We start from the raw sequence: 26079 nt of genomic DNA, 5'->3' as shown, positions 1-26079 counted from the left end.
CCGACGTGCACGCCCGGCTGGGCGACCTGCGCGCGCGGGCTAGTCGATGCTGAGGAGGACGTGGCCCGACGAGACCGTCTCGCCCACGGCGGCCGAGATGCCCGAGACGACCCCGTCGCGGTGGGCCGCGACCGGCTGCTCCATCTTCATGGCCTCGAGCACGAGCACGAGGTCGCCCTTGACGACCTGCTGGCCCTCCTCGACCGCGAGCTTGACGACGGTCGCCTGCATGGGCGACTTCACCTCGGCACCCGTGGCGGTGACCACGGCGCCGCGACCTGAGCCGCGGCGGCGGGGTGCAGCCGCAGGAGGCGCGGTGCGCGCACCGAGACCGGCGGGCAGCGAGACCTCGACGCGCTTGCCGCCCACCTCGACCACGACGGTGGTGCGCTGGTCGTCGGGGCGAGGAGCCTCGGCCTCGCCGCTCCACGCGGGGATGTCGTTGACGAAGTCGGTCTCGATCCAGCGGGTGTAGATCGAGAACGGCTCGTCGCCGGCGGGCGCGAAGGCAGGGTCGCGCACGATCGCGCGGTGGAACGGCAGCACGGTCGGCAGGCCCGCCACCTCGAACTCGTCGAGGGCGCGGCGGGAGCGCTCGAGCGCGTCCTCGCGGGAGGAGCCGGTGACGATCAGCTTGGCGAGCAGCGAGTCGAACGAGCCGCTGATCTCGTCGCCGGCCTGGACGCCGCTGTCGACGCGGACGCCGGGGCCGCCCGGCGCCTTGAAGACGTGCACGGGGCCGGGGGCGGGCATGAAGCCGCGGCCCGCGTCCTCGCCGTTGATGCGGAACTCGAACGAGTGGCCGCGGGGCTCGGGGTCGCCGTACTCGAGAACGCCGCCCTCGGCCAGGCGGAACTGCTCGCGGACGAGGTCGATGCCGGTGACCTCCTCCGAGACGGGGTGCTCGACCTGGAGGCGGGTGTTGACCTCGAGGAACGACACCGTGCCGTCCTTGCCGATCAGGAACTCGCAGGTGCCCGCGCCGACGTAGCCGACCTCGCGGAGGATCGCCTTGGACGACTCGTAGAGCGCGGTGGTCTGCGCCTCCGTCAGGAACGGGGCGGGCGCCTCCTCGACGAGCTTCTGGTGACGGCGCTGCAGCGAGCAGTCGCGCGTCGACACGACGACGACGTTGCCGTGCGCGTCGGCGAGGCACTGCGTCTCGACGTGGCGGGGCTGGTCGAGGTACTTCTCGACGAAGCACTCGCCGCGGCCGAAGGCGGCGACGGCCTCGCGGACGGCCGAGTCGAACATCTCGGGCACCTCGTCGCGGGTGCGGGCCACCTTGAGGCCGCGGCCGCCGCCGCCGAAGGCCGCCTTGATGGCGACGGGCAGGCCGTGCTGGTCGACGAAGTCGAGGACCTCGTCGGCGCCCGAGACGGGGTTCAGGGTGCCGGGTGCGAGCGGCGCACCGACGCGCTCGGCGATGTGCCGGGCGCTGACCTTGTCGCCGAGCTGCTCGATCGCCTCGGGGGAGGGGCCGATCCAGACGAGCCCCGCGGCGGTCACGGCGCGGGCGAAGTCGGCGTTCTCGGCGAGGAACCCGTAGCCGGGGTGCACGGCGTCGGCCCCCGAACGGCGGGCGACCGAGAGGATCTTGTCGATGACGAGGTAGGTCTCGGCGCTCGTAGTGCCGCCGAGCGCGTAGGCCTCGTCGGCGAGGCGGGCATGCTGCGCGTCCCTGTCCTGGTCGGCGTAGACGGCGACGCTGCCGATACCGCTGTCGCGCGCTGCGCGGACGACCCGGACCGCGATCTCTCCACGGTTGGCGATGAGGACCTTGCTGATGGACGGCATAGTTCCCCACCCTATTGCGCCGCCCGCAGCCTCCTTTGGCTGACGTGCACGAAAACACGCACGAGGCGCGTGAGGATTGCTACAAAGCGCCGGAGGTCGGCGTCGTCCACAGCTCGGGCCACGACACCCCGAAGCCGCGCACCAGCGAGCGCAGCACCGGCACCGACAGGCCGACGACGGCGCTCGGGGTGCCCTCGATGTGGGTGATGAACGCGGAAGCGCGGCCGTCGATGGTGAAGGCGCCCGCGACCTCGAGCGGCTCGCCGGTCTCGACGTAGGCGGCGAGCTCTTCCGGCTCCAGGTCGTCGGCGAAGACCAGGTCGGCGCTGGCGACGGCGCCCGCTCCGCCCGACGGGAACGAGGCGTCGGCGCGGGGCGAGCCGCCGCGGTGGTCGATCAGCCAGTGCCCCGACCAGAGGGTGCCCCGGCCGACCTCGGCCATGCGTCGCCAGCGATCGAGGGCGAGGGCCGGCTCGTGCGGCTTGCCGTGCACCTCGCCGTCGAACTCGAACGCGCTGTCGCCGCCGAGGACGAGGCCGTCGAGCGGTCGCCCGTCGACGGTCACGTCGAGGACGGCCTCCGCCTTCGCCCTGGCCAGGAGCGAGACGGTCTCGGAGGCGGTGAGGACTCGGCCCGCCGCCTCCTCGGCCCGCGCGACCGCCGCCTCCTCGTCGACGCCCGGGCTGATCAGCACCGGCTCGACGCCCGCGGCCCGCAGCAGCGCGAGGCGTGCGGGGGAGGTGCTGGCCAAGTAGAGGGGAACGGTCATGTCCGCCAGCCTGGCAGACTCGGAGCATGGGAGACATGCTGGGCCGCGAGGTCGAACTGGACGTGACCGGGATCGCACACGGGGGCATCTCGGTGGCGCGCCTCGACGGGCGGGTCGTGTTCGTCTCGGACACGCTGCCGGGCGAGAAGGTGCTCGCGCGCGTGACCGACGACCGCAAGAAGTCGTTCTGGCGGGCGGAGACCGTCTCGGTCGTCGAGGCCAGCCCGCACCGACGCGAGCACGTCTGGTCGGCGGCGGCCGTCGACCGCGCTCCCGAGGACCGGGCGGGCGGCGCCGAGTTCGGGCACATCGAGCTGGGCCACCAGCGCGAGCTCAAGTCACAGGTGGTCCGCGACGCCCTCACGAGGACGGGCGGGCTGCCCGACGAGCAGGCGACCGTCAGGGTCGAGGCCCTGCCGGGCGACGACGAGCGCGGAGGGACCGGCTGGCGCACCCGGGTGCGCCTGCACCTCGACGCCGAGGGGCGCCCCGGGCAGTACGCCGCCCGGTCGCACCGCGTCGTGCGGGTCGCCGACCTGCCCCTCGCGACCCCCGAGGTCGCCGAGGCCGCACCGCTCGCGGACGCGTTCCCCGGCGAGGAGCACGTCGACGTGCTGGCGCCGAGCACGGGAGGCGCCCGCCTGATCATCGGCGGCCAGGCGCCCAGCACGGTCACCGAGGTGGTCGGCGACCGCACGTTCCAGCTCGACGACGGCGGCTTCTGGCAGGTGCACCGCCACGCCGCCGCGACGCTGACCGCCGCCGTCCAGCAGATGGTCGACGCCGAGCGCTTCGAGCCCGGCGCGGCCAACCTCGACCTCTACGGCGGCGTGGGGCTCCTCGCGGCCGCCGTGGGCGACGCGTTCGGCAGCCGCGTTCGCATCACCAGCGTCGAGAGCGACGAGCGCGCGACCGAGCACGCGTCCGAGAACCTGGCCGACTGGCTCGGCGCCTCGGCCGTCACCGGCCGGGTCGACCGGTGGGTGCGCCAGGCCGCCGCCCAGGCGACCTCGGCCGAGCGCGACCGCTTCCGCTCCGCCACGGTCGTCCTCGACCCGCCGCGCTCGGGGGCCGGTCGACCCGTGGTCGACGGCATCGCGGAGCTCGCCCCGGCGCAGGTCGTCTACGTCGCTTGCGACCCCGTCGCCCTCGCCCGTGACCTCGCGCTGTTCCGCGACCACGGGTACGACGTCGACGCGATCCGGGCCTTCGACCTGTTCCCCAGCACGCACCACGTCGAGACGGTGGTCCGGCTGCTCCGTCGGTGACGCCCCGTCACGTTACGATGACGACGTTGACGACCCGGGATTCAGGGACCGGGTCGCACACGAACGAAGGACCATCGTGACCGACACCTCCACGGACGCTCCGGCGTCGACGACCCCCGCCCCCGTCCGCGTCGCCATCGTGGACGACCACGAGTCGGTGCGGCTCGGCATCCAGGCGGCCTGCCAGGCCGAGGGCTTCGACGTCGTGCTGACCGCGGCCGGCGTGCAGGAGCTGGTGGAGTCGCTGGCGGGACGCGAGGTCGACGTCGTCGTCCTCGACCTCTGGCTCGGCGACGGCTCGACGGTCACCGAGAACGTGAAGCGCGTCCAGGCGACCGGCTCCGCCGTGCTCGTGCACAGCATCGCCGACCGGGTGGCGAGCGTCCGCGAGGCGCTCGCGGCGGGCGCCGCCGGCGTCATCCCCAAGTCCTCCGCCACGAAGACGGTGATGGCCGCCGTCGCGACGGTCGCCCGGGGAGACGTGCTCAACAACCTCGAGTGGGCCAGCGCGATCGACGCCGACCGCGACTTCGCCAAGGCCCAGCTCGGCCGGCGTGAGCGCGAGATCCTGCACCTCTACGCCTCGGGCCTGCCCCTCAAGCTGGCCGCCCAGCAGCTCGGCATCGGCTACTCGACCGCTCGGGAGTACCTCGACCGCATCCGCGTCAAGTACGTCGAGGTGGGGCGTCCGGCGCCCACGAAGGTCGACCTGCTCCGCCGCGCCGTCGAGGACGGCATCCTGCCGGGACTCGACGCGGACGGCGATGGCCGCTGAGCCCCTCCCGGCGCTGACGCCGCCGACGACGCGCTCGGCGCGGAACCCGATCAGCCGTGCCCTGTTCGACAAGGTGCTCGGCCGGGTCATCGCCCTCGCCGGGCTCATCTTCGGGCTGCAGGCGCTGCCGACGACGATGGCCCAGATCGAGGTCATGCAGGTGGCGTGGGCCTGGCTCATCGGGCTGGGGATGCTCGGCGCCGTCGTGGCCGTCGGCGTCGCGAGCGTCGTCGTGCGCGGGGTCGAGACGACCTGTGCGATCCTCGCGGTGTCCTACCTCGTGGCGATCGTCACGTGGCCCCTGGCCGTCGTCGACCCCGACCAGGTCCTCGTCGGCGTGCCGTGGCTCTGGTACCTCTGCACCGTCGCCACCGCGGCGGCGGCCTACGCCTTCTCCGCGTGGATCGCGATCGGCTACTCGGTCGTGGTCCCGCTCGTCTACGGCGCGATCCGGCTGACCCCGTCGGGAGGCGGCGAGTCGCTGACGCGCGCCGCCCTCGACTCGACCTACGCGATCCTGCTCGGCGGTGCCGTGCTCGTGCTCGTGCTCATCCTGCGCCAGGCGAGCGCGGCCGTCGACGCCGCCCAGGCCACGGCGGTCGCCCGGTACTCGGGGGCGATCCGCGAGCACGCGACCGAGCTCGAGCGCGTGCAGGTCGACGCCATCGTGCACGACAGCGTGCTGACCACCTTCATCCAGGCCGCTCGGGCGTACACGCCGGCGGAGCAGGTACTCGCCACGACCATGGCCCGCAACGCGATGGCCCACCTCACCTCGGCCGCCGCGACGACGCCCTTCGACGAGTCGACGACGACCCTCGGCGTCCTCCGCCGGCGCCTGTCCGACGCGGTGGACGCGACCGGCGTCGCCGTCGAGCTGCGCGTCGACGACACGGACGACCGGGTGCTGCCGACCACCGCCGTGGAGGCCATCGTCAGCGCCGCGGCCCAGGCGCTCGTCAACAGCTCTCAACACGCGGGCCCCGGCCCCGTCCGGCGGTGGGTCGCCCTCGAGCGCACCGGCGACGCCGGCGTGCTCGTCGAGGTCGGCGACGACGGGGCGGGCTTCGACCCGGGTGCCGTGCCCGTGGAGCGCCTCGGGGTCCGGGTGTCCATCATCGAACGCGTCGCCAACGCGGGCGGCAGGGCCTGCATCGATTCCCGGCCAGGTGCGGGCACGGTCGTCCGCGTGATGTGGCCCGCGGGCCTCGTCGTCGGTCCGTCGAGGGGAGACGCGTCGTGAGGATCACCGTCCCCCGCTGGCTCATCGTCTCGCTGGCGGCGGTCTTCTCCGGCTACCACCTGGTGCTCGGGGCGGTCTCGCTCGGGCAGGTCGCCGACCCCGTCCCCGTCGTCGCCTGCATGCTCGCGTACGCGGTCGTCACGGCCGTCGTGCTCTGGCCCAGCCGCCAGCCGGTGCTGCCCGTGTGGGCGGCGGCCTTCGCCCTGGCCGTGAGCATCGTGGTGCCGCTCGTCGTGACGAGGGTCCTCGACCCCGAGGCCGAGAACGGCTACGCGACCTGGTACGTCGCCGCCGTGGGCACGCTCATGGTGATCGTCTCGACGCGTCGTCGCCAGGGCTTCGCGTGGCTCGGCGTGGGCTTCATGGCCGTGCAGGGGGTCGCGTGGGCCGGGGTGTCCCAGATCGCCGACCTCGGCATCGTCGGCAGCGTCAGCTGGGTCGCCTTCTCGCACGCCATCTCGTCCACGCTGACCCGGGCCGGTCGCGAGACGCGGGAGTTCATCCTGGCCGAGCACGAGGCCGCGGACTGGCAGGCAGCCCAGGAGGCGCACGTCAACGAGCGTCAGTACCGCCTCCTGCAGACGGGCCGCACCGCCCGGCCCATGCTGCAGGCGATCGTGTCCCAGTCGGGCGACCTGTCGCCCGAGCAGCGACAGGAGAGCCTCCATCTCGAGGGCGCCATCCGGGACGAGATCCGCGGGAGGCGCCTCCTCGACGACCAGGTCCGTCGCGAGGTCATGGCGGCGCGACGCCGGGGGGCCGAGGTCAGCCTGCTCGACGAGGGCGGCATCGACGACGTCCCCGACGACGAGCTGCGGCGCATCCACGAGGCCCTCGCCGCGGCGCTGCACGGCTCGCGCGCGGACAAGCTGATCATCCGGACGGTCGCGGGTGGCGACCACGCCGTCAGCGTCGTCGGCCTCGGATCGCCGGACCTCAGCTCGAGCGCTCTCGGGCGGGGGGTCTCCGCCGAGGCCGACGAGGACGACGACGACGACGAGGTCCTCCTCTGGCTGCAGATACCGCGCCGGGCCGGGGACTCGGCCGACCAGGGACGCGTCGACGACCTCGACGACCTCGAGGACCAAGACGAGGACCGCCGCGTCGTCCGCTAGGGACGAGGGCCGACCACAGGGGCGTGGTCGCCGCGACGACGAGGGCCGGTGGCGGGGGACCGGGCCGGAACGGGTAACGGGCCCGACGACGGGAAAGAGGGCCAGACACCCGTCTGGCCCTCATGGGAGATATCCCGGTCCAGAGCGACAACCCGAATGTCGCCCTGATCCGCCCCCGACCGAGAACTCGCTTACCCTAGTCAGCTCCCGATCGGTGGTGCGACTCAAGGAGAGGCACCTAGCAAGAACGAGTATGTCGCCCCCCGCCACGAGCGCAAAGTCGTCATTTAGGGGGACAGCTCGGGGGTGAGTGACCCGTCTACCCCCGTTCGGGTGCCGTATCCGTGGGCATCGGGACGCGCCGGTCCCGATGGCGGGGTACGAGGTCGGGGTACGCGCGCGGGTGCGGCCGGGCTCAGGCCGAGAAGCTGCGCCAGCGACCGGGGCCGCGGTCGACGGGGCGCCGGAGACGAGCCGCCCGGGAGGACCAGCCGGAGGGCGACGCGGAGAGGTCCCGAGGGGCCTCCCTCGCCGACTCGGCCGCCTCCGCCTCGAGGGCCGTCAGGACAGCCGTGACGGCGGCGAGCTCCTCCGGCTTCGGCGAGCCTCCGACGACGCGCAGGAGCGGCGCCCCGGCCTCCTGCGCGTCGGTCGTGTCGTCGGCGGCGTGGCGGCCGCTCACAGGGGGATGTTCCCGTGCTTCTTGGGCGGCAGGTCGGCACGCTTCGTGCGGAGGGCGCGGAGCGCCTTGACGACGGCGACGCGGGTCGCCGCCGGCTCGATCACACCGTCGAGCTCGCCGCGCTCGGCGGCCAGGAAGGGGCTGGCGACGTTGTAGGTGTACTCGCTGGCGAGCCTCGCCCGGACCGCGGCGACGTCCTCGCCGGCGGCCTCCGCGGCCTTGATCTCGTTGCGGTACAGGATGTTGACCGCGCCCTGGCCGCCCATGACGGCGATCTCGGCGGTCGGCCAGGCCAGGTTGATGTCGGCGCCCAGCTGCTTGGACCCCATCACGATGTAGGCGCCGCCGTAGGCCTTGCGGGTGATGACGGTCACGAGGGGCACGGTCGCCTCGGCGTAGGCGTAGAGCAGCTTCGCGCCGCGGCGGATGACGCCCGTCCACTCCTGGTCGGTGCCCGGCAGGTACCCCGGCACGTCGACCAGGGTCAGGATGGGGATGCCGAACGCGTCGCAGAAGCGCACGAACCGACTCGCCTTCTCTCCCGCCTCGATGTTCAGGGTGCCGGCCATGGCCGACGGCTGGTTGGCGACGACGCCCACCGAGCGGCCCTCGACCCGGCCGAACCCGATGACGATGTTCGGCGCGAACAGCGGCTGCACCTCGAGGAACTCCCCGTCGTCGACGACGTGCTCGATGACGGTCATCACGTCGTAGGGCTGGTTGGGGCTGTCCGGGATCAGCGTGTTGAGCTGGCGGTCGTCGTCCGTCGTCTCGAGCTCGACGGCCGTGTCGAAGACGTGCGGCTCGGACAGGTTGTTGTCGGGCAGGTACGAGAGCAGCGACCGCGCGTAGTCGAGCGCGTCGTCCTCGTCGCTCGCGAGGTAGTGCGAGACGCCGCTGACCTTGTTGTGGGTGAGGGCGCCGCCGAGCTCCTCGAAGCCGACGTCCTCGCCGGTGACGGTCTTGATGACGTCCGGGCCCGTCACGAACATGTGGCTCGTCTTGTCGACCATGATGACGAAGTCGGTGAGCGCGGGGGAGTACACCGCGCCTCCCGCCGCCGGGCCCATGATGAGCGAGATCTGCGGGACGACGCCGGAGGCGCGGGTGTTCAGCCGGAAGATCTCGCCGTACTTGCCGAGCGCGACCACCCCCTCCTGGATCCGGGCCCCGCCGGAGTCGAGGATGCCGATGATCGGCACGCCCGTCTTGAGGGCGAGCTCCATGACCTTGATGATCTTCTCGCCGGCGACCTCGCCGAGCGAGCCGCCGAAGATGGTGAAGTCCTGCGAGTAGACGGCGACCTGGCGGCCGTGCACCGTGCCCGTCCCCGTGACGACCGCGTCGCCGTAGGGGCGCTTCGACTCCATGCCGAAGGCGTGGGTGCGGTGGCGCACGAACTCGTCGAGCTCGACGAACGAGCCCGGGTCGAGGAGGCCGTCGATGCGCTCACGGGCAGTCATCTTGCCCTTGGCGTGCTGCTTCGCGATCGCGGCCTCGCCGCTGGCCGTCACGGCCTCGTGGTAGCGGGCCTTGAGGTCGGCGAGCTTGCCCGCCGTCGTGCGGAGATCGGGCTGCGAGGCGTCGTCGCGGGGCGCGGAGTCGGAAGTCACACCGGTCACTCTACCGAGGGCGTCCGCGGCCGCCGTTGGAGGTTCCCTCGCGTGCGAAGTGCCTCGGATGGTGGAAGTCGTCAACGCCTAGGCTGGCGGCGTGACCGACCCCACGAGCGCCTCCTTCCCCCTGAGCTCGGCCCGCAGCCCGCGACTCGTGCACGTGGCCGAGACCGGGTCGACGAACGCCGACCTGCTCGCCGACGCGACGGCCCCGCACCTGGCGGTCCTCGCCACGACGTCCCAGACGGCCGGGCGCGGGCGTCTCGGCCGCACCTGGACCGCGCCTCCGGGCCGCACGCTCGCCGTGAGCGTCCTCGTCGAACGCCGCGGGCTGCCCGTCGAGTCCCTGGGCTGGGTGCCCCTCGCCGCGGGCGTCGCGATGCGCGCCTCCCTCGCGGCCGTCGTCCGGACGGGCGAGGTCGGCCTGAAGTGGCCCAACGACGTCCAGGTGGACGGCCTCAAGGTGTGCGGGATCCTCGCCCAGGCGCGCGACGACGCGTCGGCCGTGGTGGTCGGCGCAGGCGTCAACCTCTCGCTGACCCGGGACGAGCTGCCGACGACGGTGTCCACCTCGTTGTCGCTGCACGGGGCCGAGGGGACGACGCAGGCGCTGGCCGACCAGGTCCTGTCGGCGTGGCTCGCCGACGTCGTCGCGCTCGTCGACGCGCTCGTGTCCGCGGGGGGCGACGCCGAGGCGAGCGGGCTGCGTGCCCGTGTGCTCGCCGACTGCACCACGCTCGGCCGCCCGGTGCGCGTCGAGCTGCCCTCGGGCGAGGTCCTGACCGGCACGGCGTCGTCGATCGACCACGAGGGTCGTCTCGTCGTCGAGCCGCCGACCGGGGGCGCCGTCGCCGTGTCCTCCGGCGACGTCACCCACCTGCGGTATGAATGACCCCGTGAGCACGGCCGAGCAGCAGCCCCGGGAAGAGGTCGTCGCGCGCCTGCACCCGCACTCCCGGGTGCTGTTCTGGCCGTCGGTGGCCCTCGTCGCGGTGTGCGCGGCGGGCGGCTACTTCGGCAGCTGGTTCGAGCTCGAGTGGCAGAACTGGATCGTCCGCGGGGCCGCGGTGCTGCTGGCGCTGCTGCTCTGGCTCGTCCCCCTGCTGGTCTGGCTCGGTCGCCGCTACGTCATCACCACGCGGCGCATCGTCCTGCGGCGGGGTTTCTTCGTGCGGTCGCGGCAAGAGCTGCTGCACAGCCGCGGCTACGACCTCACGGTGCGGAAGAACGCCGTGCAGAGCCTGTTCCGCAGCGGGGACGTGCTCGTGAACACGGGGCTCGACCGCCCCGTCGTGCTCTGGGACGTCCCGGGGGCCGACCTGGTCCAGGCGACCCTGCACGACCTCATGGAGGCGGACGCGACCCTCGTCGCCCAGCGCCGCCGACTCGACCAGTCGACCCCGGGTCAGCACGGCGCGACCGACGCCTGGCCGCCTGCGCGAGGCTGAGGCTCTGCGGCTCGTGCTGAGCGCCGATTTTCCGCCCGGGGTCGGGAGCAGCCAAGATGTCCCCATGCGAATCTCTGTCATCGGCTGTGGTTACCTCGGAGCGGTCCACGCCGCGTGCATGGCCGAGCTCGGCCACGACGTCGTCGGCGTCGACGTCGACGAGCGCAAGGTCGCCGAGCTCTCGGCCGGCCGCGCCCCCTTCTTCGAGCCCGGCCTGCCCGAGGTGCTCGAGCGCGCCACGGCCAGCGGACGGCTCCGCTTCACCACCGACATGTCGGAGGCGGCGGGTGCCCAGGTGCACTTCGTCGCCGTGGGCACGCCCCAGACCGCAGGCAGCCACGCGGCGGACATGACCTACGTGGACGCGGCCGTGACTGCACTGCTGCCGCACCTCGCGGACGGCGACCTCGTCGTGGGGAAGTCGACCGTCCCGGTCGGCACCGCGGCTCGTCTCGCGGAGCGGGTGCGCGCCTCCTCGTCCGGCGCCGACCTCGCCTGGAACCCGGAGTTCCTCAGGGAGGGCTTCGCCGTGAAGGACACGGTCTCGCCCGACCGTTTCGTCTACGGCGTCCCGGCCGGCGCCGGGGGGGAGCGCGCCACGGCGCTGCTCGACGAGGTCTACGCGACGGCGCTCGCGACGGGCACGCCACGACTCGTCATGGACTACGCGACCGCGGAGCTCGTCAAGGTGTCGGCGAACGCGTTCCTCGCGACCAAGATCTCGTTCATCAACGCCATGGCCGAGATCGCGGAGGCGACGGGGGCGGACGTCACCCAGCTGGCCGACGCCATCGGACACGATGCCCGCATCGGCCGCAAGTTCCTGAACGCGGGCCTCGGCTTCGGAGGCGGCTGCCTCCCGAAGGACATCCGCGCGTTCCAGGCACGGGCTGACGAGCTCGGCCTCGAGTCCCTGGCGTTCCTCGCCGACGTCGACGCGGTCAACCTGCGTCGCCGCGCCAAGGTCGTCGACCTGACCGTCGAGCTCGTGGGGGAGGTCGAGGGCGCGCGCGTCGCCGTCCTCGGCGTCGCGTTCAAGCCCGACAGCGACGACGTCCGCGACTCGCCCGCGCTCGACGTGGCCCGCGCGCTTCACGACCGCGGCGCCTCCGTCCGCGTGCACGACCCCGAGGCCAACGAGACCGCCCGCCGCGTCGCGCCCGAGCTCGACTACGTGGCCGACGTCGACTCGGCCCTGCGTGACGCCGACGTCGTGCTCGTCCTCACGGAGTGGAAGCAGTTCCGCCAGCTCGACCCGGCGCACGTCGCGGAGCTCGTCGCGGAGCTCCGGATCGTGGACGCCCGTGCCGTCCTCGACCTCGGCGCGTGGCGCGCGGCCGGCTTCGAGGCGCGGGGGCTCGGTCGTCCCTGACCGGGACGCCGATAGCATCCTGGTCATGGCACCCACGAAGCAGACCGCCGTCCTCGCCGTGGCGGCGGGTCTCGTCCTCGTCCTGAGCGGCTGCACGGGGTCGGGCGGGCCGACCGCGAGCCCGACGCCGACCAGCTCCGCGAGCGTCACGGGCAGCCCGTCGCCGTCGTCCTCGCCGTCCCCCGGCGAGACGGAGCCGGCCGACGAGCCGTCGAGCGCGGCCCCCGTGCCCACGGCCGGTGCGGACGCGTGGACCGACCAGACCGCCTACGACGCCTGCGTCGAGGCCGCCGGCGCCGAGCTCGAGGCCGGCTACACGTGGGGGGACCGCTCGACGCAGACGCTCGTGGCGGCCGACGGCGGGGTCTCGATCGACGTCACCGGCATCTTCACGGGCGGCGACGTGGGCGTGGCCAACGTCACGTTCCGCTGCCTTCTGACCGGCGACCGGTCGTCGCCGCAGGTGACCGGTGAGATCGTCAGCTGACCGACGCCCACCACCAGGAGACGACATGACCTACCGCATCGGCGTCATCGGAGGCGGCCAGCTCGCCCGCATGATGGTCCCGCCCGCCGTCCACCTCGGCATCGAGATCTCGGTGCTGGCCGAGGCCGAGGGCAGTTCCGCCCGACTCGCCGCGACGCAGGTCGGCGACTACCACGACGCGGAGACGGTGCTGCGGTTCGCGAAGGACGTCCACGCCGTGACCTTCGACCACGAGCACGTCCCCCAGGACGTGCTGCGGGCTCTGGTCGACGCCGGCGTCGAGGTCCACCCGAGCCCCGAGGCGCTCTTCGTGGCCCAGGACAAGATCGTCATGCGCGAGCGCCTCACGGCGCTCGGGCTGCCGGTCCCCGCGTGGGCGACCGTCCGTGGTCGCGACGACCTGGCCGCGTTCCTCGCCGAGCACGGCGGGCGCGCGGTGGTGAAGACGCCGCGCGGCGGCTACGACGGCAAGGGCGTCCGGGTCGTGCGCTCGGCGGACGGGGCGGACGACTGGTTCGCGGCGCTCGGCGCGGCCGGCGCCTCCGACGCCCTGCTCGTGGAGGAGCTCGTCGAGTTCCGGCGGGAGCTCGCGCAGCTGGTCGCTCGTCGGCCCTCCGGTGAGATCGCCGCGTGGCCCCTCGTCGAGACGGTGCAGCGCGACGGAGTGTGTGCCGAGGTCACGGCGCCGGCCCCCGACGCCGACGACGCCCTGTCCGACGAGGCCCGACGGATCGCGACCGTCGTCGCCGAGCAGGTCGGCGTCACGGGCGTGCTGGCGGTCGAGCTCTTCGAGACGACCGACGGCCGCCTCCTGGTCAACGAGCTCGCGATGCGGCCCCACAACACCGGGCACTGGAGCATCGACGGCGCCGTCACGAGCCAGTTCGAGCAGCACCTCCGGGCCGTGCTCGACCTGCCCCTCGGCGACACGAGCCCGCACCGTGCCTGGAGCGTCATGGTCAACGTGCTCGGCGGCCCCGCCCAGGGCACGATGGCCGACCGGCTCCCGGCCCTGATGGCCGACCAGCCGGGGGCGAAGGTGCACGACTACGGCAAGGACCCTCGCCCCGGCCGCAAGGTCGGGCACGTCACGACGACCGGGCCGGACCTCGAGGACGCCCGGGGGAGGGCGCGCGCCGCTGTCCGTTTCTTCGAGGACTGACGGCTATCCTCTCCTTCGTGCCCGACCAGACGACCGACCCCGAGACCGCCCCGACGCCCGAGCGAGCGCCCACGGTGGCCATCGTCATGGGCTCGGACAGCGACTGGCCGACGATGCAGAGCGCCGCCGCGATCCTCACCGAGTTCGGCATCGCCCACGAGGTCGAGGTCGTCTCCGCCCACCGGACGCCGGAGAAGATGATCCGCTTCGGCCAGCAGGCCGCCGGTCGCGGCATCCGCGTGGTGATCGCGGGCGCAGGAGGCGCGGCCCACCTCCCGGGGATGCTCGCGTCGGTCACGACCCTCCCGGTCATCGGCGTGCCCGTGGCCCTCGCGAAGCTCGACGGCCTCGACTCCCTCCTCTCGATCGTCCAGATGCCGGCGGGCATCCCGGTGGCCACCGTGTCGATCGGCGGGGCCGCCAACGCCGGCCTGCTCGCCGCCCGCATCCTCGGCTCCGGCGACCCCGACCTGTCGGCGCGGCTCGCCGACTACGCGACGAGCCTGGGCGAGCTCGTCGAGGAGAAGAACGCCGCCCTGCAGCGATCGCTGTGAGCGCCGCCTCCCTGCCGGTCCGGCACCCCGACGTCTCGTCGTCCTCGTTCATGACGCGGAGGGCGTGGACGCTGGTGCTCCTCAACGTCCTGATCCCCGGCTCGGCCCAGGTGCTCGCGGGCAGCCGGAGGCTCGGTCGCTGGGGCCTGGCGTCCACCCTCGTGTCGTGGGCCGTGGTCGTGGTCACCGTGGCCCTCGCCCTGTTCTGGAGCACCCCTCTCCTCGAGGTCGCGACGAACGTCGTCGCCCTGACCGTCGTCCAGGTGTTCCTCGTGTACTACGCGGTGCTCTGGGTCGTCCTGACGCTCGACACGCTCAGGCTCGTGAGGATCATCCGTACGGCGCCCACGGCGCGCGGGTTCATCGCCGGCGTCATGGCGCTGCTGCTCGTCGCGACGGTGGGGCCGGTCGCCTGGGGTGCCTACCTGACGAGCGTCCAGCACGGCCTGCTGAACTCGCTCTTCACCTCGCAGGCCGCCGCGGCCGATCCCGTGAACGGGCGGTACAACATCCTGCTGCTCGGCGGGGACGCCGGAGCCGACCGCACCGGGCTCCGGCCCGACAGCATCTCCGTGGCGAGCATCGACGCCGAGACGGGGGCGACGACGATCGTGGGCATCCCCCGGAACCTCTACAACGCTCCGTTCTCCGAGGGGTCGCCGCTCTGGGGCGAGTTCCCCGACGGCTACAGCTGCGGGGACGAGTGCCTGATCAGCTACCTCTACACCTACGGCGAGGAGCACCCGGAGCTCTACCCCGACGCCGAGTCGAAGGGCAGCAACCCCGGCATCGAGGCCATGCGAGACGCCGTCCAGGGCGTCACGGGCCTGACGCTCCAGTACTACGTGCTGATCGACATGCAGGGCTTCGTCGACCTGATCGACGCCCTCGGCGGGATCTCGGTGGACAACACCGAGGGGCGCCTGCCCATCAACGGCGGCGTCGACGCCGCCGGCAACCCGATCAACGTCGACGGGTGGATCGAGCCGGGGGAGCAGGTGCTCGACGGTTACCACGCCCTCTGGTACGCGCGTGCCCGCCACGGCTCGGACGACTACCACCGGATGGCGCGACAGCGCGAGGTGCAGCAGGCGCTGCTGTCGCAGTTCCAGCCGGCCACCGTGCTGTCCAAGTTCCAGTCGGTCGCGTCGGCGGGGGTGCAGACCGTCGACACGGACATCCCGCAGGCCGCTCTCGGCGCGTTCGGCCAGCTGGCACTGAAGGCCAAGGAGCAGCAGATCAGCGATCTCGAGATCGTCCCGCCGACCTACTCGAACGTCTACCCTGACTACGACGTCATCCGCGCCGACGTGGCGACGGCGACGGCCCCGGCGGCCCCGGCCGGCTAGTCCTGCCAGCCGGCCGGGCCGATCGGTGCCGGGCCGGGTCAGAGGTCGGCGTGCAGCTGCCAGACCTTGTCGGCCGAGTCGCGCCAGCTGAACGCGCGGGCGCGGTCGAGGCCGGCGATGCCCAGGCGGGACGCCAGCTCGAGGTCGGTCACGACCTGGAACATCGCCTGCGCGAGTCGCTCGGGATAGCCCTCGGCGTCCTCGCGTGGGACGACGACGGCGCCGTCGGCGGCCACCTCGACGAGCGCCGGAGCGTCGGAGACGATGGTGGGGGTGCCGAGGCTCAGCGCCTCGACCACGGGCAACCCGAAGCCCTCGGCGAGGCTGGGGAAGACGAAGGCGGACGCGCGCTGCAGGAGGACGGCGAGCTGGGCGTCCGAGACGAAGCCGAGGGTGCGGACGCGGTCGGGCGAGAGGCCGACCTCCCCGACCACGTCGGCCACACGGACGTCGCCCCAGCCCTCCGGGCCCACGACGAGGAGCGGGACGTCGGGAGCGTCGGGGTGCGCCATCGCGCGGATGAGCGGCGCGAGCCCCTTGCGGGGCTCGATCGTCCCCACGCTGAGCACGTAGGCGTCGGGCAGGTCGAGCCCGTCCGCTACGGCGTCGGCGTCGGCCGGCACGCGGAGGTCGTCGCTGACGGCCCCGCCGACGACGCGCACGCGATCACCGAAGGGGAAGAGGTCGAGCAGCTCGCTCGCGACGGCGTGCGTGGGCACCACAACGGCGTCGGCGTGCCGGAACGCCCGCTTCGTCATGGCCTTGTGCCAGCGCACCCCGCGGGGGGTGAGGGTCTCCGGGTGGGTCCACGGGACCGTGTCGTGGATGGTCACGACCGTCTGGTTGCCGGGGGCGAGGCCGCGGTCGTGCCGCCCCAGCGGAGCCAGCAGGCTGGTGGCGTGGACCATTCCCCGGCCGGGGAGCCCGGCGACGCCGGCCTGCCACGCCAGCGAGAGCTCACGACGTCCCAGCGGGGACTTCGCCAGGCCGCTCAGGCCGGGGACGAGGTCGGTCAGGCGGTCGTACTCGTCCTGGGGGTGCGCCGCGACGACCCCCTGGACGTCGCAGCCCCGAGGGGCGGTGGCGACCAACGCCCGCGACAGCTCGCTCGTGTAGCGACCGATGCCACCGGGGACCGGCGCCAGGATCTGGTCCATGACGACCCGGAGGGTCGTCATCGTCCGGTGGTGGCGACGTCGGAGAGCACGCCCTGGGCGGAGGCCTCGGCCAGCGCCTCCTGCCACGGGCGCATAGGGCTGAGCCCGGCCGCTGCCCACGCGTCGTGGCCGAGCACGCTGAACGCGGGTCGCGCCGCCGGCCGGACGAAGGCCGAGCTGTCCGTCGGCAGGACGCGCTCCGGGTCGAGTCCCGCGAGCCGGAAGGTCTCCTGAGCGAAGCCCTGCCAGCTCGTCGAGCCCGAGTTCGTGCCGTGGTAGATGCCAGCAGGGGCGTCGGAGTCGACGAGGGCGACGATCTGGCGGGCCAGGTCCATCGTCCAGGTGGGCTGCCCGACCTGGTCGGAGACCACCGAGAGGGTGTCCCGGGTCGCCGCGAAGCCGAGCATGGTCTTCGGGAAGTTCGCCCCGTGGCGGCCGTAGAGCCAGGCCGTCCGCACGACGTACGTGCCCTCCGGGTGGGCCGCGAGGGCCGCCTCCTCGCCGACGGCCTTGGTGCGGCCGTAGGCGTTCAGCGGATCGCGGGGCTCGTCCTCGGCGTAGGGCTCCATGGCGTCGCCCGCGAACACGTAGTCGGTCGAGACCGTGACGAAGGTCGCCCCGACGGAGGCGGCTGCCTCGGCGAGCAGGCCGACGGCGGTCCCGTTGACCGCCAGGGCCGCCTCCTCGTCGGTCTCGGCGGCGTCGACTGCCGTGTAGGCGGCGGCGTTGATCACGACGTCGTGGCCCTGGACGGCTGCGAACACGGCGTCGCGGTCGGTCACGTCGAGGTCCGCACGGCCGAACAGGGTCACGTCACGGCCGAAGAGGGCCTCGACCAGGTCGGACCCGAGCATGCCCCGGGCGCCGGTAACGAGGTACGTGGCAGGGGAGACGGGGCTCATGCGAGTGCCGCGCGCTCCTTGAGGGGCTCCCACCACTGGCGGTTGTCGCGGTACCACTGCACCACCTCGGCGAGTCCCTCGGCGAAGGGCACCTGGGGCTCGTAGCCGAGCTCGGAGCGGATCTTCGAGATGTCGACCGAGTAGCGGAGGTCATGGCCGAGGCGGTCCTGCACGCGGTCGACGTACGACCAGTCCTTGCCGGTGGCCTCGAGCAGCATCTCGGTCAGTTCTTTGTTGGTGAGCTCGGTGCCGCCGCCGATGTTGTAGATCTCGCCGGGGCGGCCGCCGACGAGGACCATCGCGATGCCGCGGGTGTGGTCGTCGACGTGCAGCCAGTCGCGGATGTTGTTCCCCTCGCCGTAGAGGGGGACGTGCACGTCGTCGATGAGGTTGGTGACGAAGAGCGGGATGACCTTCTCGGGGAAGTGGTACGGGCCGTAGTTGTTGCTGCAGCGCGTGATCGAGATGTTCAGGCCGTGCGTGCGGTGGTAGCTGCGGGCGAGCAGGTCGCTGCCGGCCTTCGACGCGGAGTAGGGGGAGTTCGGCTCGAGCGGGCGGTCCTCGGCCCAGGAGCCCTCGACGATGGAGCCGTAGACCTCGTCGGTCGAGACGTGCACGAACCGCTTCAGGTCGTTGCGCAGCGCGGCGTCGAGCAGCTGCTGCGTGCCGAGCACGTTGGTCTCGATGAAGATCGACGCGTCGCGGACCGAGCGGTCGACGTGCGACTCCGCCGCGAAGTGGACGACGGCGTCGACCTCGGGGAAGAGGGTGTCGAGCAGGGCGCCGTCGCGGATGTCGCCCTGGACGAAGCGGAACCGGGGCGACTCGGCGACCGAGATGAGGTTCTCGAGGTTGCCGGAGTACGTCAGGGCGTCCAGCACGACGACCTCGGCTCCCTCCAGGCCCGGGTAGGCGTCTTCGAGGGTGCGGCGGACGAAGTTGGAGCCGATGAAGCCGGCTCCGCCGGTGACGAGGATTTTCACGAGAGTTCCTTGGTGGTAGGTCGCGGACGTGTCGGTCGATCCTAGACGACAGGCCGCGAGGGGCGAGCCGGGACGGTCGCGTCAGGGCCCGCCCTCCTTGCTGCCCGACGGTCGCCCGGCTCCGTGTTTGTCCCCCGGAGACGGGTGGGAAGGCCCCTAGACGGCAGGTCGGGGTACATGCGACGGTAGCTGGATGCACGAGATCGGCAGCCGAGAGGCCCCCGCGGCCCCTGCCGCGCAGCTCCCGCGTCGACGCCTCCTGGGGCTGCTCGGCGCGGCGTCCGCGGTGGCGGTCGTCGAGGCGCTGGCCTCGCCCTCGCGGGCGTCGGCCGCCGTCCTGCTGGGCGAGACGACGAAGGGCGTGGACTCCGTCGAGGAGGCGCTGGCCGAGGCCGCGCAGTCGGCGTGGGGCGGCTACTCGAACGGCCGCGTCCCCGCATCGGCCCTGACGCCGGTGCTCGCCTCGGTCGCCGGTTCGGGGTACCTGCGCCAGGACGCCGCCGCGCGGTACTTCGACATGAGCCTCGCCTTCGCGAGCGCCGTCGGGCGCCCCCTGGCGATCACCGAGGGCTACCGCGACTTCGCCCGCCAGCAGGACTACTGGAACAGGTACCAGGCTGGCACCGGCAACCTCGCGGCCTACCCGGGCACCTCGAACCACGGCTGGGGCATCTCCGCCGACTTCGGCGCGAGCGTGGACGTCGCCGGCAGCACGGCCAAGAGGTGGATGGACGCCAACGCGCCCTCGTACGGCTGGCAGCCCACGGGCAACGGGTTCTCGAGGCCTGAGGCGTGGCACTTCGACTACACGGGCGCCTGGACGGGCCCGCTGACGGTGGCCCGCGACCTCGAGGTCGTCCTCGTCCGGTGCACGGGCAGCCTGCCCGGCGTCGGCGCGGGCTTCATCGCCACGCTCGGCATCCGGACCATGCGCCACATGTCCTCCACGGGCATGGTCAACGTCATGCGGGCCCTCGACGTGCCGTACTACGAGCTGTCGTCCACGGCCTTCCTCGATGCCATGGACGCGCTCGCCGTCCCGCGGTCCGCGCTCGTGGGCAACGCCGACTACTGGCTACGGTGACCGCCGTCGTCGTCGTCGTCGTCGTCGCGCGCATCGTCCTCCTTCGCCCTCCGCCCCTCCTCCGCGTCCTCTCGTCCCTCCCCAGAACAGAAGGTCCCCTCTCGTGATGATCGTCCGCTGCTCGGAAGCCCTCGACCGCGTCGGCACCGGGTTCACCTGCCTCGTCGACGTCCGGACCCTCCGGCACCTCACCTCCTCGGGCCAGGTGTCCTCGATGCAGGCGCTGGGCGTGCCCACGAAGACGCTGAACCGCGCCGCGTTCGTGGACATGCTGCGTGCGCTGTCCATCCCCACCACCGCCGTCAAGCCGTCTTCCGATTACTCCGGCCGCTGAACGGCGTCCTCCGGCGACGCGCCCGGAGTTGGTAGTGTCCTCTGGTGCAGATCCGCGAACTGAAGATCCCTGACAGCTACGAGATCACGCCGAAGCAGTTCGGCGATGATCGCGGCGTGTTCCTCGAGTGGTACCGCTTCGACGCCCTCGCCGACGTCGTGGGCCACTCGATCGACCTCCGCCAGGCGAACACGTCCGTGTCGAAGCGCGGCGTCGTCCGCGGCATCCACTTCGCCGACGTCCCGCGCGGGCAGGCCAAGTACGTGACCGCGACGCACGGGGCCGTGCTCGACTACGTCGTCGACATCCGCGTCGGCTCGCCGACCTACGGCCAGTGGGACTCGGTCCTGCTCGACGACGTCGACCGCCGCGCCATCTACCTCGCCGAGGGCCTCGGCCACGCCTTCGTCGCACTGACCGACGACGCGACGGTCAGCTACCTGGTCACCGACACGTTCAAGGCCGAGCGGGAGCACGGCATCGACCCGCTCGACGCCGAGATCGGGCTCGTCTTCCCGCCCGAGGCAGGCGAGGCACTGCTGTCTCCCAAGGACACCTCGGCCCCGAGCCTGGCCGAGGCGGCCTCGGCCGGTCTCCTGCCCACCTGGGACGACATGCGGTCGTTCTACGCGTCCCTCGACTCGAAGGAGAGCTGAGCATGAAGGGCATCATCCTCGCCGGCGGTTCCGGCACCCGTCTCTGGCCCATCACCAAGGGCATCTCCAAGCAGCTCATGCCCATCTACGACAAGCCGATGGTCTACTATCCCCTGTCGACCCTGATGATGGCGGGCATCCGCGAGGTCCTGGTCATCACCACCCCTGAGTACAACGACCAGTTCCGTGCGCTGCTCGGCGACGGCGCGCAGCTCGGCATGACGATCGAGTACGCGGTCCAGCCCTCGCCCGACGGCCTCGCCCAGGCGTTCGTCATCGGCGAGGACTTCATCGGCGACGACAGCGTCGCCCTGGTGCTCGGCGACAACATCTTCCACGGGGTGGGCCTCGGCACCAGCCTCACGAAGAACGCCGACGTCGACGGCGCGACGATCTTCGCGTACCACGTGTCCGACCCGAAGGCCTACGGCGTCGTCGAGTTCGACGACGACTTCAAGGCGGTCTCCATCGAGGAGAAGCCCCTCGCCCCCAAGAGCAACTACGCCGTGCCCGGGCTGTACTTCTACGACAACGCCGTCGTCGAGATCGCCAAGACGATCGAGCCGAGTGCCCGGGGCGAGCTCGAGATCTCGACTGTGAACGAGCGCTACCTCGAGGCAGGCGACCTGCAGGTGCAGGTGCTCGACCGCGGCACGGCCTGGCTCGACACCGGCACCTTCGAGTCCATGATGCAGGCGTCCGAGTACGTCCGCGTCATCGAGGACCGTCAGGGCCACAAGATCGGCTGCATCGAGGAGATCGCCTGGCGCAACGGCTGGATCGACGACGAGGACCTGGCGTCGCTCGCCGCCCCGCTGGCCAAGAGCGGCTACGGCGTCTACCTCCAGAAGCTCCTCACCAGCTAGGGCGCCCGCGTGGATGCCTGGGCGCGCCGCGCGGCCGGTCGTCTCCGACGACGGGCCGCTCGGCTGCTCGTCATGCCCGGGCCCGTGTCGGCTCCGCCGGCACCGGAACGACACGTCGCCCTGCCGCTCGACCGGTCGGCGCCGACGCGGCTCCGTGCCGACCTCGACGACGACGTGGTCGACCTGGTCATCACGATCGACGTCGACGACGTCGTCCTGCGCCCTTCCTCCCTCGAGCCGCTGGCCGACCTCGCGCGGTCGACGGGGTGGCACCTCGTCGTGGTGGTCTACGAGGCCGAGGAGGCGGTCGGCAAGGACCACGCCCCTCCGGTCGTGCCCCCGGGCCTGCCCCTGCTGGAGACCCGGGTCGCGCGCGGCTGGTCGACGGCCATCGGCTGGGCGCTGCCGCACCTCCGAGGACGACGCACCGTCGTGCTCGACGCGACCGTCCAGACCAGCGCGGAGCACCTCCGGTCCCTGGCTGACGCGCTGACGGACGGGCCCGACGGCGTCGTCGTGGCGCAGGCCGTGCTGCGCACGCCCCAGGGCCCGGTCGCGACCGCCGGCGCCGTGCCCTTGTCGCCCCTCTCGGCTCCCGCGTCCCTGCTCGCGGGCTTCCCGCCCGAGGACGCGGAGCGACTCGGCGTCGTCGACGTGTGGGCTGCGGACGCCCCGGTCTTCGCCGTGCGGACGGCCGGCCTCGTGCCCCCGCCCGCCACCGTCGACCTCCCCCTCGCGGTGGTGGGTCTCACGCGTGCCGTCGTCGAGGCCGTCGGCCCTGCTGCTCGCGTCGTCAGCGTCCCCTCCGGCCGGTCCTACCAACGGCGTCCTCCGCTGCGGAGCCTGGACGCCGGTGCCCAGGACCTCCTCCTCACCTGGCGGGACGTGCGAGACGACCGGGCTGCGGAAGCCCTGGCAGCCCTGGGACTCGAGCTGCACGAAGGCCCCCCGCTCGTGCAGATCTCGGCCGACGGCCGGGCGCCGAGCCGGATCTCGTCACCCCGCATCACGCCGACGGCAGGCCGGGGACCCGGACCGAGGTGGGCCGTGCACGAACGACCGCCGCGGCTCCGCTGGTCGATCAAGACGGCGGCGTGGCCCGATGCCCGGGGCGACGACTGGGGCGACACCCACTTCGCCACGGATCTCGCGGCCGCCCTCGTCGCTCTCGGCCAGGACGCGGTGATCGACGCCCGCCTCTCGCACGTGCGACCCGCCAGCGAGCACCTCGACGAGGTGTCCCTGGTGCTCCGCGGCCTCGACCGCACGCCTCTCAGCCCTTACGCCGTCAACGTGTCGTGGGTGATCAGCCACCCTGACCTGGTCTCCGGGACGGAGCTCGCCGGCTACGACCTCCGCTACGCTGCGAGCACGAGCTGGGCGGCTCGGGCCACCACCACGGCCGGCGTGTCCGTACGCCCCCTCCTGCAGGCCACCGATCCTGCCCGCTTCCGTCCGCGCGAGAAGGACGCGTCCCTGGTGAGCGACGTCCTGTTCGTCGGCAAGACCAGGGGAGTGGCCCGGCCTGTGGTGTCGGACGCCATCGCGGCAGGACTCGAGCTCTCGCTCTGGGGCGAGGGCTGGGCGGGCGCAGCCCCGCCGGGAGCCGTCCGGGGCGAGTACCTGCCGAACGAGCTGCTCCCGGTCGCCTACAGCAACGCCAGGGTCGTGCTCAGCGACCACTGGGCGGACATGGCCCGTGAGGGGTTCGTCTCGAACCGCGTCTTCGACGCGCTCGCCACGGGAGCCGTCGTGGTGACCGACCGGGTGGCAGGGCTCGACGAGGCACTGGGCGGGCTGGTGCTCACCTACGACGGCGTCGACGACCTCCGGCGGGTGGTCGACTCGGTCGGCCCGATCGACGCGGCCGACCGAGAGAGCCGAGCTGCCTCGGTCGCCCGTGAGCACTCCTTCACGGCGAGGGCGCAGGTGCTCCTCGACGACGTCGTCCGCGCTGCCCGTGAGAGTCCGGCGCGCTGAGGTCGTCGGGAGACCAGCGGGGGCCGCGGGTGAGCAGCACCGCGACGGCCGCGAGGAACACCACGCCCGCGAGGACCGACACGGCGAAGAGGACCCGCGCGACGTCGAGCACGACCTGCGGGCCGACCGGCGTCACGAGGTCGAGCGCGGACAGGCACGCCACGAAGACGCCCGCCGTCCAGGCCACGACCAGGACGACGCCCGCCCTGCCCCCGCGCGTCAGACCCCAGGCCATCAGAGGGGCGAGCACGGCGAGGAGCGGCAGCGAGTACCGCGTGTTCGGCGCGCCGCCGCCGGCCACGAAGGCGAGCTGCATGCCGATCGTGAGCCCGGTCACCGCGAGGAGCATCAGCGCGACGAGCAGGTCGGGCCGGCTCGGCCGGAGCCGACGTCGCACGACCAGCACGAGGGCGCCGACGAGGGCGACGGCCAGGGGGCCGAGCAGCGCCGCCCACGGCCACGGCACGCTCCGGTCGACGTCGTAGCGGTACAGCGAGAAGAGACCGGTCCAGAACGTGGGCGCCTGGACGACCTCGACCACGGTGTGGGTGTTCCGGCCCAGGTTAGCGGCGGCCCACTCGGGGTGGCCTCCTGTGACGGACCCGGTCAGCGCGAGGTTCCGCGCGTAGAACCACCCGACGGCCGCGAGGGGGACGGCGATCGCGGCGACGGCCGTCGCGACCCGCGCGAGCACGTCGCGCCGCAGCCTCGACCTCCGGCGGGCGACCAGGACGCCGCCGAGCACGGCGGCGAGGAACACGACGAAGGACGCCCGGCTGGCGAGCCCGCCGGTGCAGACGAGGACCGCCACCACGGCCGACACGGGTGTGACGCCTTCGCGGACGAACCTGGCCGACATGCCGACGGCCAGCGCCGCGAAGACCACGGTCAGCAGGTCGTTGTAGATGGAGCCCGCCACCAGGACGAGCATGCCGGTCATCGAGGTCACGACGGCGGCGACCGCCGCGATCGCACGGTCGCGGCGGAAGATCTGACGGGCCGCCCACCACACGGCGAGGACGGTCGCGCCCGCGAGGAGCGCGTTGGCGGCCCGGCCGGCCAGGACGGCCGTGTAGAGGTGGCCGCTGTCGGCGAGCGTGCCGACGAGGGGCGCGAGGAGCGCGTAGAACAGCGGCGGGTGCTGCGCGACCCACTGCACCGGCGGCACGGGGCCCCACGGCTGGACGAGCCGCACGCCGTCCTCGAAGACGGGCAGCGCCCCGTGCCAGAGCTGGAGGGCGTAGTCGAGGTGCGCGGTCTCGTCGGCCGTGGCGAGCAGCGGCGTCGTGAAGGCCCGGACGACGGAGACCGTCACGGTGAACAGCACGGCGGCCACGAGGACGACCAGGTCGGGACGCCGCCGACGCGGCGACCACCTGACGGCGGGTTCGCGTCGGGCAGTCTCGGGCGCCGCCTCCGGGCGCGTGTCGGTCTCGCTCATCAGCGGGCCGTCCTCTCGTCGTCGTGCACGTCGAGCGCGGCTCGTCGCCGACGCCCGATCAGGCTCGTCGCCCCGAACGCAGCGACATCCACGACGCTGAGCAGGACCCGTGAGGCGAGGGCCATGCTGACGGCCGCCTCGAGGTCGAGGGCCGAGCCCGCGGCCAGGACGGTCGTCAGGACGGCCTCCCGGCCGCCGAGCCCAGCGGGGAGGAAGAAGATGGCGAAGCCGACGAGCCAGGCGAGGGCGTAGGCGCCGGTCGCGAGCACGACCTGGCCGGGGGAGGTCTCGACCAGGGCGGAGCCGAGGACCGCGACGTGCAGGCCGAAGAGCAGCCAGGCGACGACCGCGAGGAGGAACGCCCGCACCACGGCCCCGAGGGGGATCGCGACCTCGGCGAGGTCACGCCGCAGCAGCTTCGATGCCGTCCGCAGGGCGAACCGGAGGACCGCCGGGTGCAGCGCGACCAGGACGACCGGGATGAACAGGACGACGAACCAGTACTGCTGCAGCGCGCTGGACAGGACGAAGGGGAGGGTCGCCGCGGCTGTGCAGACACCAGCCGCGCAGCTCACGAGGAGCGTCAGCAGCCCCACGGTCACGGAACGCGAGGCGGGCACGCCGTGGCGTCGGCCGAGATCGGCCTGGGCCACGATCGGCCAGATCGAGCCCGGCACGTACTTGCCGATCTGTGAGACGAAGAAGAGCCGCTGACCGGCCGCCAGGGGGAGGCGGTGGCCGGCGCCCGCGAGGAGGGCCCGCCAGGAGAGGAACGTCGCGTAGGTGGCGAGGGCGCCCAGCAGCAGCGCGCCGAACACGGTGCCGGCGTCCTGGCGGCCGAAGGAGGCGACGATCTCGCCTGCCCTGGGGGCGAGGAACACGACGCAGAGCGCGAGCGCGACCACGACGAGCGCTGTGCGGAGCACGCGTCCTCTGCTCCGGCGGGCGCGTGCGCCGGGGGGCACGGGGTCGTTCATGGTCACCTAGAGTCTCTGGGGGATCGGCTGCGGGCAGGCCCCTGGCCTGTCGAGGAGGAAGA

25 protein-coding genes are annotated in these 26079 nt (G+C 72.9%); 16 read left to right on the top strand and 9 right to left on the bottom strand.

Annotated features, from left to right (window positions below):
- Positions 1-39: 39 nt before the first annotated feature.
- On the bottom strand, positions 40-1797 hold the full coding sequence (locus EDF20_RS04495; protein WP_123546555.1) for a biotin carboxylase N-terminal domain-containing protein: 1758 nt from the start codon (positions 1795-1797) through the stop codon (positions 40-42).
- Between the two features lie 79 nt (positions 1798-1876).
- Positions 1877-2566 carry a Maf family protein gene (locus tag EDF20_RS04490; RefSeq protein ID WP_123546554.1) on the bottom strand — a complete coding sequence of 230 codons (690 nt, stop codon included), beginning with the start codon at positions 2564-2566 and terminating at the stop codon, positions 1877-1879.
- A gap of 26 nt (positions 2567-2592) precedes the next feature.
- Between EDF20_RS04490 and EDF20_RS04485 the strand changes: the two genes are divergently transcribed.
- From EDF20_RS04485 to EDF20_RS04470, 4 genes are all read left to right on the top strand, one after another.
- Positions 2593-3834 (top strand): TRAM domain-containing protein, encoded by a 1242-nt coding sequence (locus EDF20_RS04485; RefSeq protein ID WP_123546553.1) that lies wholly within the window; start codon positions 2593-2595, stop codon positions 3832-3834.
- Positions 3835-3910: 76 nt separating this feature from the next.
- Entirely contained in the window at positions 3911-4609 is a 699-nt protein-coding gene (locus tag EDF20_RS04480; RefSeq protein WP_243833366.1) for a response regulator transcription factor, read from the top strand.
- The gene (locus EDF20_RS04475) at positions 4599-5852 is read left to right on the top strand and encodes an ATP-binding protein (protein ID WP_133737821.1); all 1254 of its coding nucleotides are present in this window, start codon (positions 4599-4601) and stop codon (positions 5850-5852) included. The genes EDF20_RS04480 and EDF20_RS04475 overlap by 11 nt, the downstream gene beginning before the upstream one ends.
- Complete coding sequence (locus tag EDF20_RS04470; protein ID WP_243833365.1) at positions 5849-6967, top strand: hypothetical protein; 1119 nt, start codon at positions 5849-5851, stop codon at positions 6965-6967. The genes EDF20_RS04475 and EDF20_RS04470 overlap by 4 nt, the downstream gene beginning before the upstream one ends.
- A gap of 415 nt (positions 6968-7382) precedes the next feature.
- Here EDF20_RS04470 and EDF20_RS04465 read toward each other — a convergent pair whose 3' ends face one another.
- Both EDF20_RS04465 and EDF20_RS04460 read right to left on the bottom strand, forming a co-directional pair.
- Complete coding sequence (locus EDF20_RS04465) at positions 7383-7649, bottom strand: acyl-CoA carboxylase subunit epsilon (protein WP_133737820.1); 267 nt, start codon at positions 7647-7649, stop codon at positions 7383-7385.
- A complete protein-coding gene (locus EDF20_RS04460) occupies positions 7646-9262 on the bottom strand; it encodes an acyl-CoA carboxylase subunit beta (protein ID WP_123546549.1) in 1617 nt (538 codons plus the stop codon). The genes EDF20_RS04465 and EDF20_RS04460 overlap by 4 nt, the downstream gene beginning before the upstream one ends.
- Before the next feature lie 100 nt (positions 9263-9362).
- On the opposite strand from EDF20_RS04460, the gene EDF20_RS04455 reads away from it, so the two are divergent.
- The 7 genes from EDF20_RS04455 to EDF20_RS04425 all read left to right on the top strand — a co-directional run bounded on the left by EDF20_RS04455 (position 9363) and on the right by EDF20_RS04425 (position 15637).
- Complete coding sequence (locus EDF20_RS04455; protein ID WP_208292573.1) at positions 9363-10157, top strand: biotin--[acetyl-CoA-carboxylase] ligase; 795 nt, start codon at positions 9363-9365, stop codon at positions 10155-10157.
- A 4-nt stretch (positions 10158-10161) separates the two neighbouring features.
- A complete protein-coding gene (locus EDF20_RS04450; RefSeq protein WP_243833364.1) occupies positions 10162-10713 on the top strand; it encodes a PH domain-containing protein in 552 nt (183 codons plus the stop codon).
- 64 nt (positions 10714-10777) lie between these two features.
- Positions 10778-12085, top strand: coding sequence for a UDP-glucose/GDP-mannose dehydrogenase family protein (locus EDF20_RS04445; protein ID WP_133737818.1), 1308 nt, complete (start codon positions 10778-10780; stop codon positions 12083-12085).
- Positions 12086-12110: 25 nt separating this feature from the next.
- The gene (locus EDF20_RS04440; RefSeq protein ID WP_133737817.1) at positions 12111-12572 is read left to right on the top strand and encodes a hypothetical protein; all 462 of its coding nucleotides are present in this window, start codon (positions 12111-12113) and stop codon (positions 12570-12572) included.
- Between the two features lie 25 nt (positions 12573-12597).
- The gene (locus tag EDF20_RS04435; RefSeq protein WP_133737816.1) at positions 12598-13734 is read left to right on the top strand and encodes a 5-(carboxyamino)imidazole ribonucleotide synthase; all 1137 of its coding nucleotides are present in this window, start codon (positions 12598-12600) and stop codon (positions 13732-13734) included.
- 86 nt (positions 13735-13820) lie between these two features.
- Complete coding sequence (gene purE / locus EDF20_RS04430) at positions 13821-14288, top strand: 5-(carboxyamino)imidazole ribonucleotide mutase (protein WP_123547286.1); 468 nt, start codon at positions 13821-13823, stop codon at positions 14286-14288.
- Positions 14285-15637, top strand: a complete 1353-nt coding sequence (locus EDF20_RS04425) for an LCP family protein (protein ID WP_243833363.1) — start codon at positions 14285-14287, stop codon at positions 15635-15637. The genes purE and EDF20_RS04425 overlap by 4 nt, the downstream gene beginning before the upstream one ends.
- A gap of 38 nt (positions 15638-15675) precedes the next feature.
- Here EDF20_RS04425 and EDF20_RS04420 read toward each other — a convergent pair whose 3' ends face one another.
- Genes EDF20_RS04420 through rfbB form a run of 3 tightly spaced genes read right to left on the bottom strand, consistent with a single transcriptional unit; the run spans position 15676 to position 18679 of the window.
- Positions 15676-16815 carry a glycosyltransferase family 1 protein gene (locus tag EDF20_RS04420; RefSeq protein ID WP_133737815.1) on the bottom strand — a complete coding sequence of 380 codons (1140 nt, stop codon included), beginning with the start codon at positions 16813-16815 and terminating at the stop codon, positions 15676-15678.
- A complete protein-coding gene (rfbD, locus tag EDF20_RS04415; protein WP_133737814.1) occupies positions 16812-17696 on the bottom strand; it encodes a dTDP-4-dehydrorhamnose reductase in 885 nt (294 codons plus the stop codon). Before rfbD ends, EDF20_RS04420 begins: the two co-directional genes overlap by 4 nt.
- Positions 17693-18679, bottom strand: a complete 987-nt coding sequence (gene rfbB / locus EDF20_RS04410; RefSeq protein WP_133737813.1) for a dTDP-glucose 4,6-dehydratase — start codon at positions 18677-18679, stop codon at positions 17693-17695. The genes rfbD and rfbB overlap by 4 nt, the downstream gene beginning before the upstream one ends.
- A gap of 193 nt (positions 18680-18872) precedes the next feature.
- Here rfbB and EDF20_RS04405 point away from each other — a divergent pair, with 193 nt between their 5' ends.
- The 5 genes from EDF20_RS04405 (at position 18873) to EDF20_RS04385 (ending at position 23599) form a co-directional block, all read left to right on the top strand.
- Entirely contained in the window at positions 18873-19763 is an 891-nt protein-coding gene (locus tag EDF20_RS04405) for a M15 family metallopeptidase (RefSeq protein ID WP_133737812.1), read from the top strand.
- Between the two features lie 103 nt (positions 19764-19866).
- Positions 19867-20097 (top strand): hypothetical protein, encoded by a 231-nt coding sequence (locus EDF20_RS04400; RefSeq protein ID WP_133737811.1) that lies wholly within the window; start codon positions 19867-19869, stop codon positions 20095-20097.
- Positions 20098-20141: 44 nt separating this feature from the next.
- Positions 20142-20753 (top strand): dTDP-4-dehydrorhamnose 3,5-epimerase, encoded by a 612-nt coding sequence (gene rfbC, locus EDF20_RS04395; protein ID WP_133737810.1) that lies wholly within the window; start codon positions 20142-20144, stop codon positions 20751-20753.
- Positions 20754-20755: 2 nt separating this feature from the next.
- On the top strand, positions 20756-21619 hold the full coding sequence (gene rfbA / locus EDF20_RS04390) for a glucose-1-phosphate thymidylyltransferase RfbA (RefSeq protein WP_133737809.1): 864 nt from the start codon (positions 20756-20758) through the stop codon (positions 21617-21619).
- 72 nt (positions 21620-21691) lie between these two features.
- Positions 21692-23599 carry a glycosyltransferase gene (locus EDF20_RS04385; RefSeq protein ID WP_208292572.1) on the top strand — a complete coding sequence of 636 codons (1908 nt, stop codon included), beginning with the start codon at positions 21692-21694 and terminating at the stop codon, positions 23597-23599.
- Here EDF20_RS04385 and EDF20_RS04380 read toward each other — a convergent pair.
- Positions 23532-25040, bottom strand: a complete 1509-nt coding sequence (locus EDF20_RS04380; RefSeq protein ID WP_133737807.1) for a glycosyltransferase family 39 protein — start codon at positions 25038-25040, stop codon at positions 23532-23534. The two genes, EDF20_RS04385 and EDF20_RS04380, sit on opposite strands and share 68 nt — an antisense overlap.
- Entirely contained in the window at positions 25040-25966 is a 927-nt protein-coding gene (locus tag EDF20_RS04375; protein ID WP_166644749.1) for a lysylphosphatidylglycerol synthase domain-containing protein, read from the bottom strand. The genes EDF20_RS04380 and EDF20_RS04375 overlap by 1 nt, the downstream gene beginning before the upstream one ends.
- Positions 25967-26079 lie beyond the last annotated feature (113 nt).

It is taken from the genome of Frigoribacterium sp. PhB116 (assembly GCF_004364285.1).
GTDB lineage: Bacteria > Actinomycetota > Actinomycetes > Actinomycetales > Microbacteriaceae > Frigoribacterium.
This window is presented reverse-complemented; position numbering and strand designations above follow the sequence as displayed.

Excerpts from the sequence above, each read along its gene's own strand:
- EDF20_RS04495 (WP_123546555.1), bottom strand. The coding sequence starts at position 1,797 with ATGCCGTCCATCAGCAAGGTCCTCATCGCCAACCGTGGAGAGATCGCG.
- EDF20_RS04490 (WP_123546554.1), bottom strand. The coding sequence starts at position 2,566 with ATGACCGTTCCCCTCTACTTGGCCAGCACCTCCCCCGCACGCCTCGCG.
- EDF20_RS04485 (WP_123546553.1), top strand. The coding sequence starts at position 2,593 with ATGGGAGACATGCTGGGCCGCGAGGTCGAACTGGACGTGACCGGGATC.
- EDF20_RS04475 (WP_133737821.1), top strand. The coding sequence starts at position 4,599 with ATGGCCGCTGAGCCCCTCCCGGCGCTGACGCCGCCGACGACGCGCTCG.
- EDF20_RS04445 (WP_133737818.1), top strand. The coding sequence starts at position 10,778 with ATGCGAATCTCTGTCATCGGCTGTGGTTACCTCGGAGCGGTCCACGCC.
- EDF20_RS04440 (WP_133737817.1), top strand. The coding sequence starts at position 12,111 with ATGGCACCCACGAAGCAGACCGCCGTCCTCGCCGTGGCGGCGGGTCTC.
- EDF20_RS04435 (WP_133737816.1), top strand. The coding sequence starts at position 12,598 with ATGACCTACCGCATCGGCGTCATCGGAGGCGGCCAGCTCGCCCGCATG.
- purE (WP_123547286.1), top strand. The coding sequence starts at position 13,821 with ATGGGCTCGGACAGCGACTGGCCGACGATGCAGAGCGCCGCCGCGATC.
- EDF20_RS04420 (WP_133737815.1), bottom strand. The coding sequence starts at position 16,815 with ATGACGACCCTCCGGGTCGTCATGGACCAGATCCTGGCGCCGGTCCCC.
- rfbD (WP_133737814.1), bottom strand. The coding sequence starts at position 17,696 with ATGAGCCCCGTCTCCCCTGCCACGTACCTCGTTACCGGCGCCCGGGGC.
- EDF20_RS04405 (WP_133737812.1), top strand. The coding sequence starts at position 18,873 with ATGCACGAGATCGGCAGCCGAGAGGCCCCCGCGGCCCCTGCCGCGCAG.
- rfbA (WP_133737809.1), top strand. The coding sequence starts at position 20,756 with ATGAAGGGCATCATCCTCGCCGGCGGTTCCGGCACCCGTCTCTGGCCC.
- EDF20_RS04385 (WP_208292572.1), top strand. The coding sequence starts at position 21,692 with ATGCCCGGGCCCGTGTCGGCTCCGCCGGCACCGGAACGACACGTCGCC.
- EDF20_RS04380 (WP_133737807.1), bottom strand. The coding sequence starts at position 25,040 with ATGAGCGAGACCGACACGCGCCCGGAGGCGGCGCCCGAGACTGCCCGA.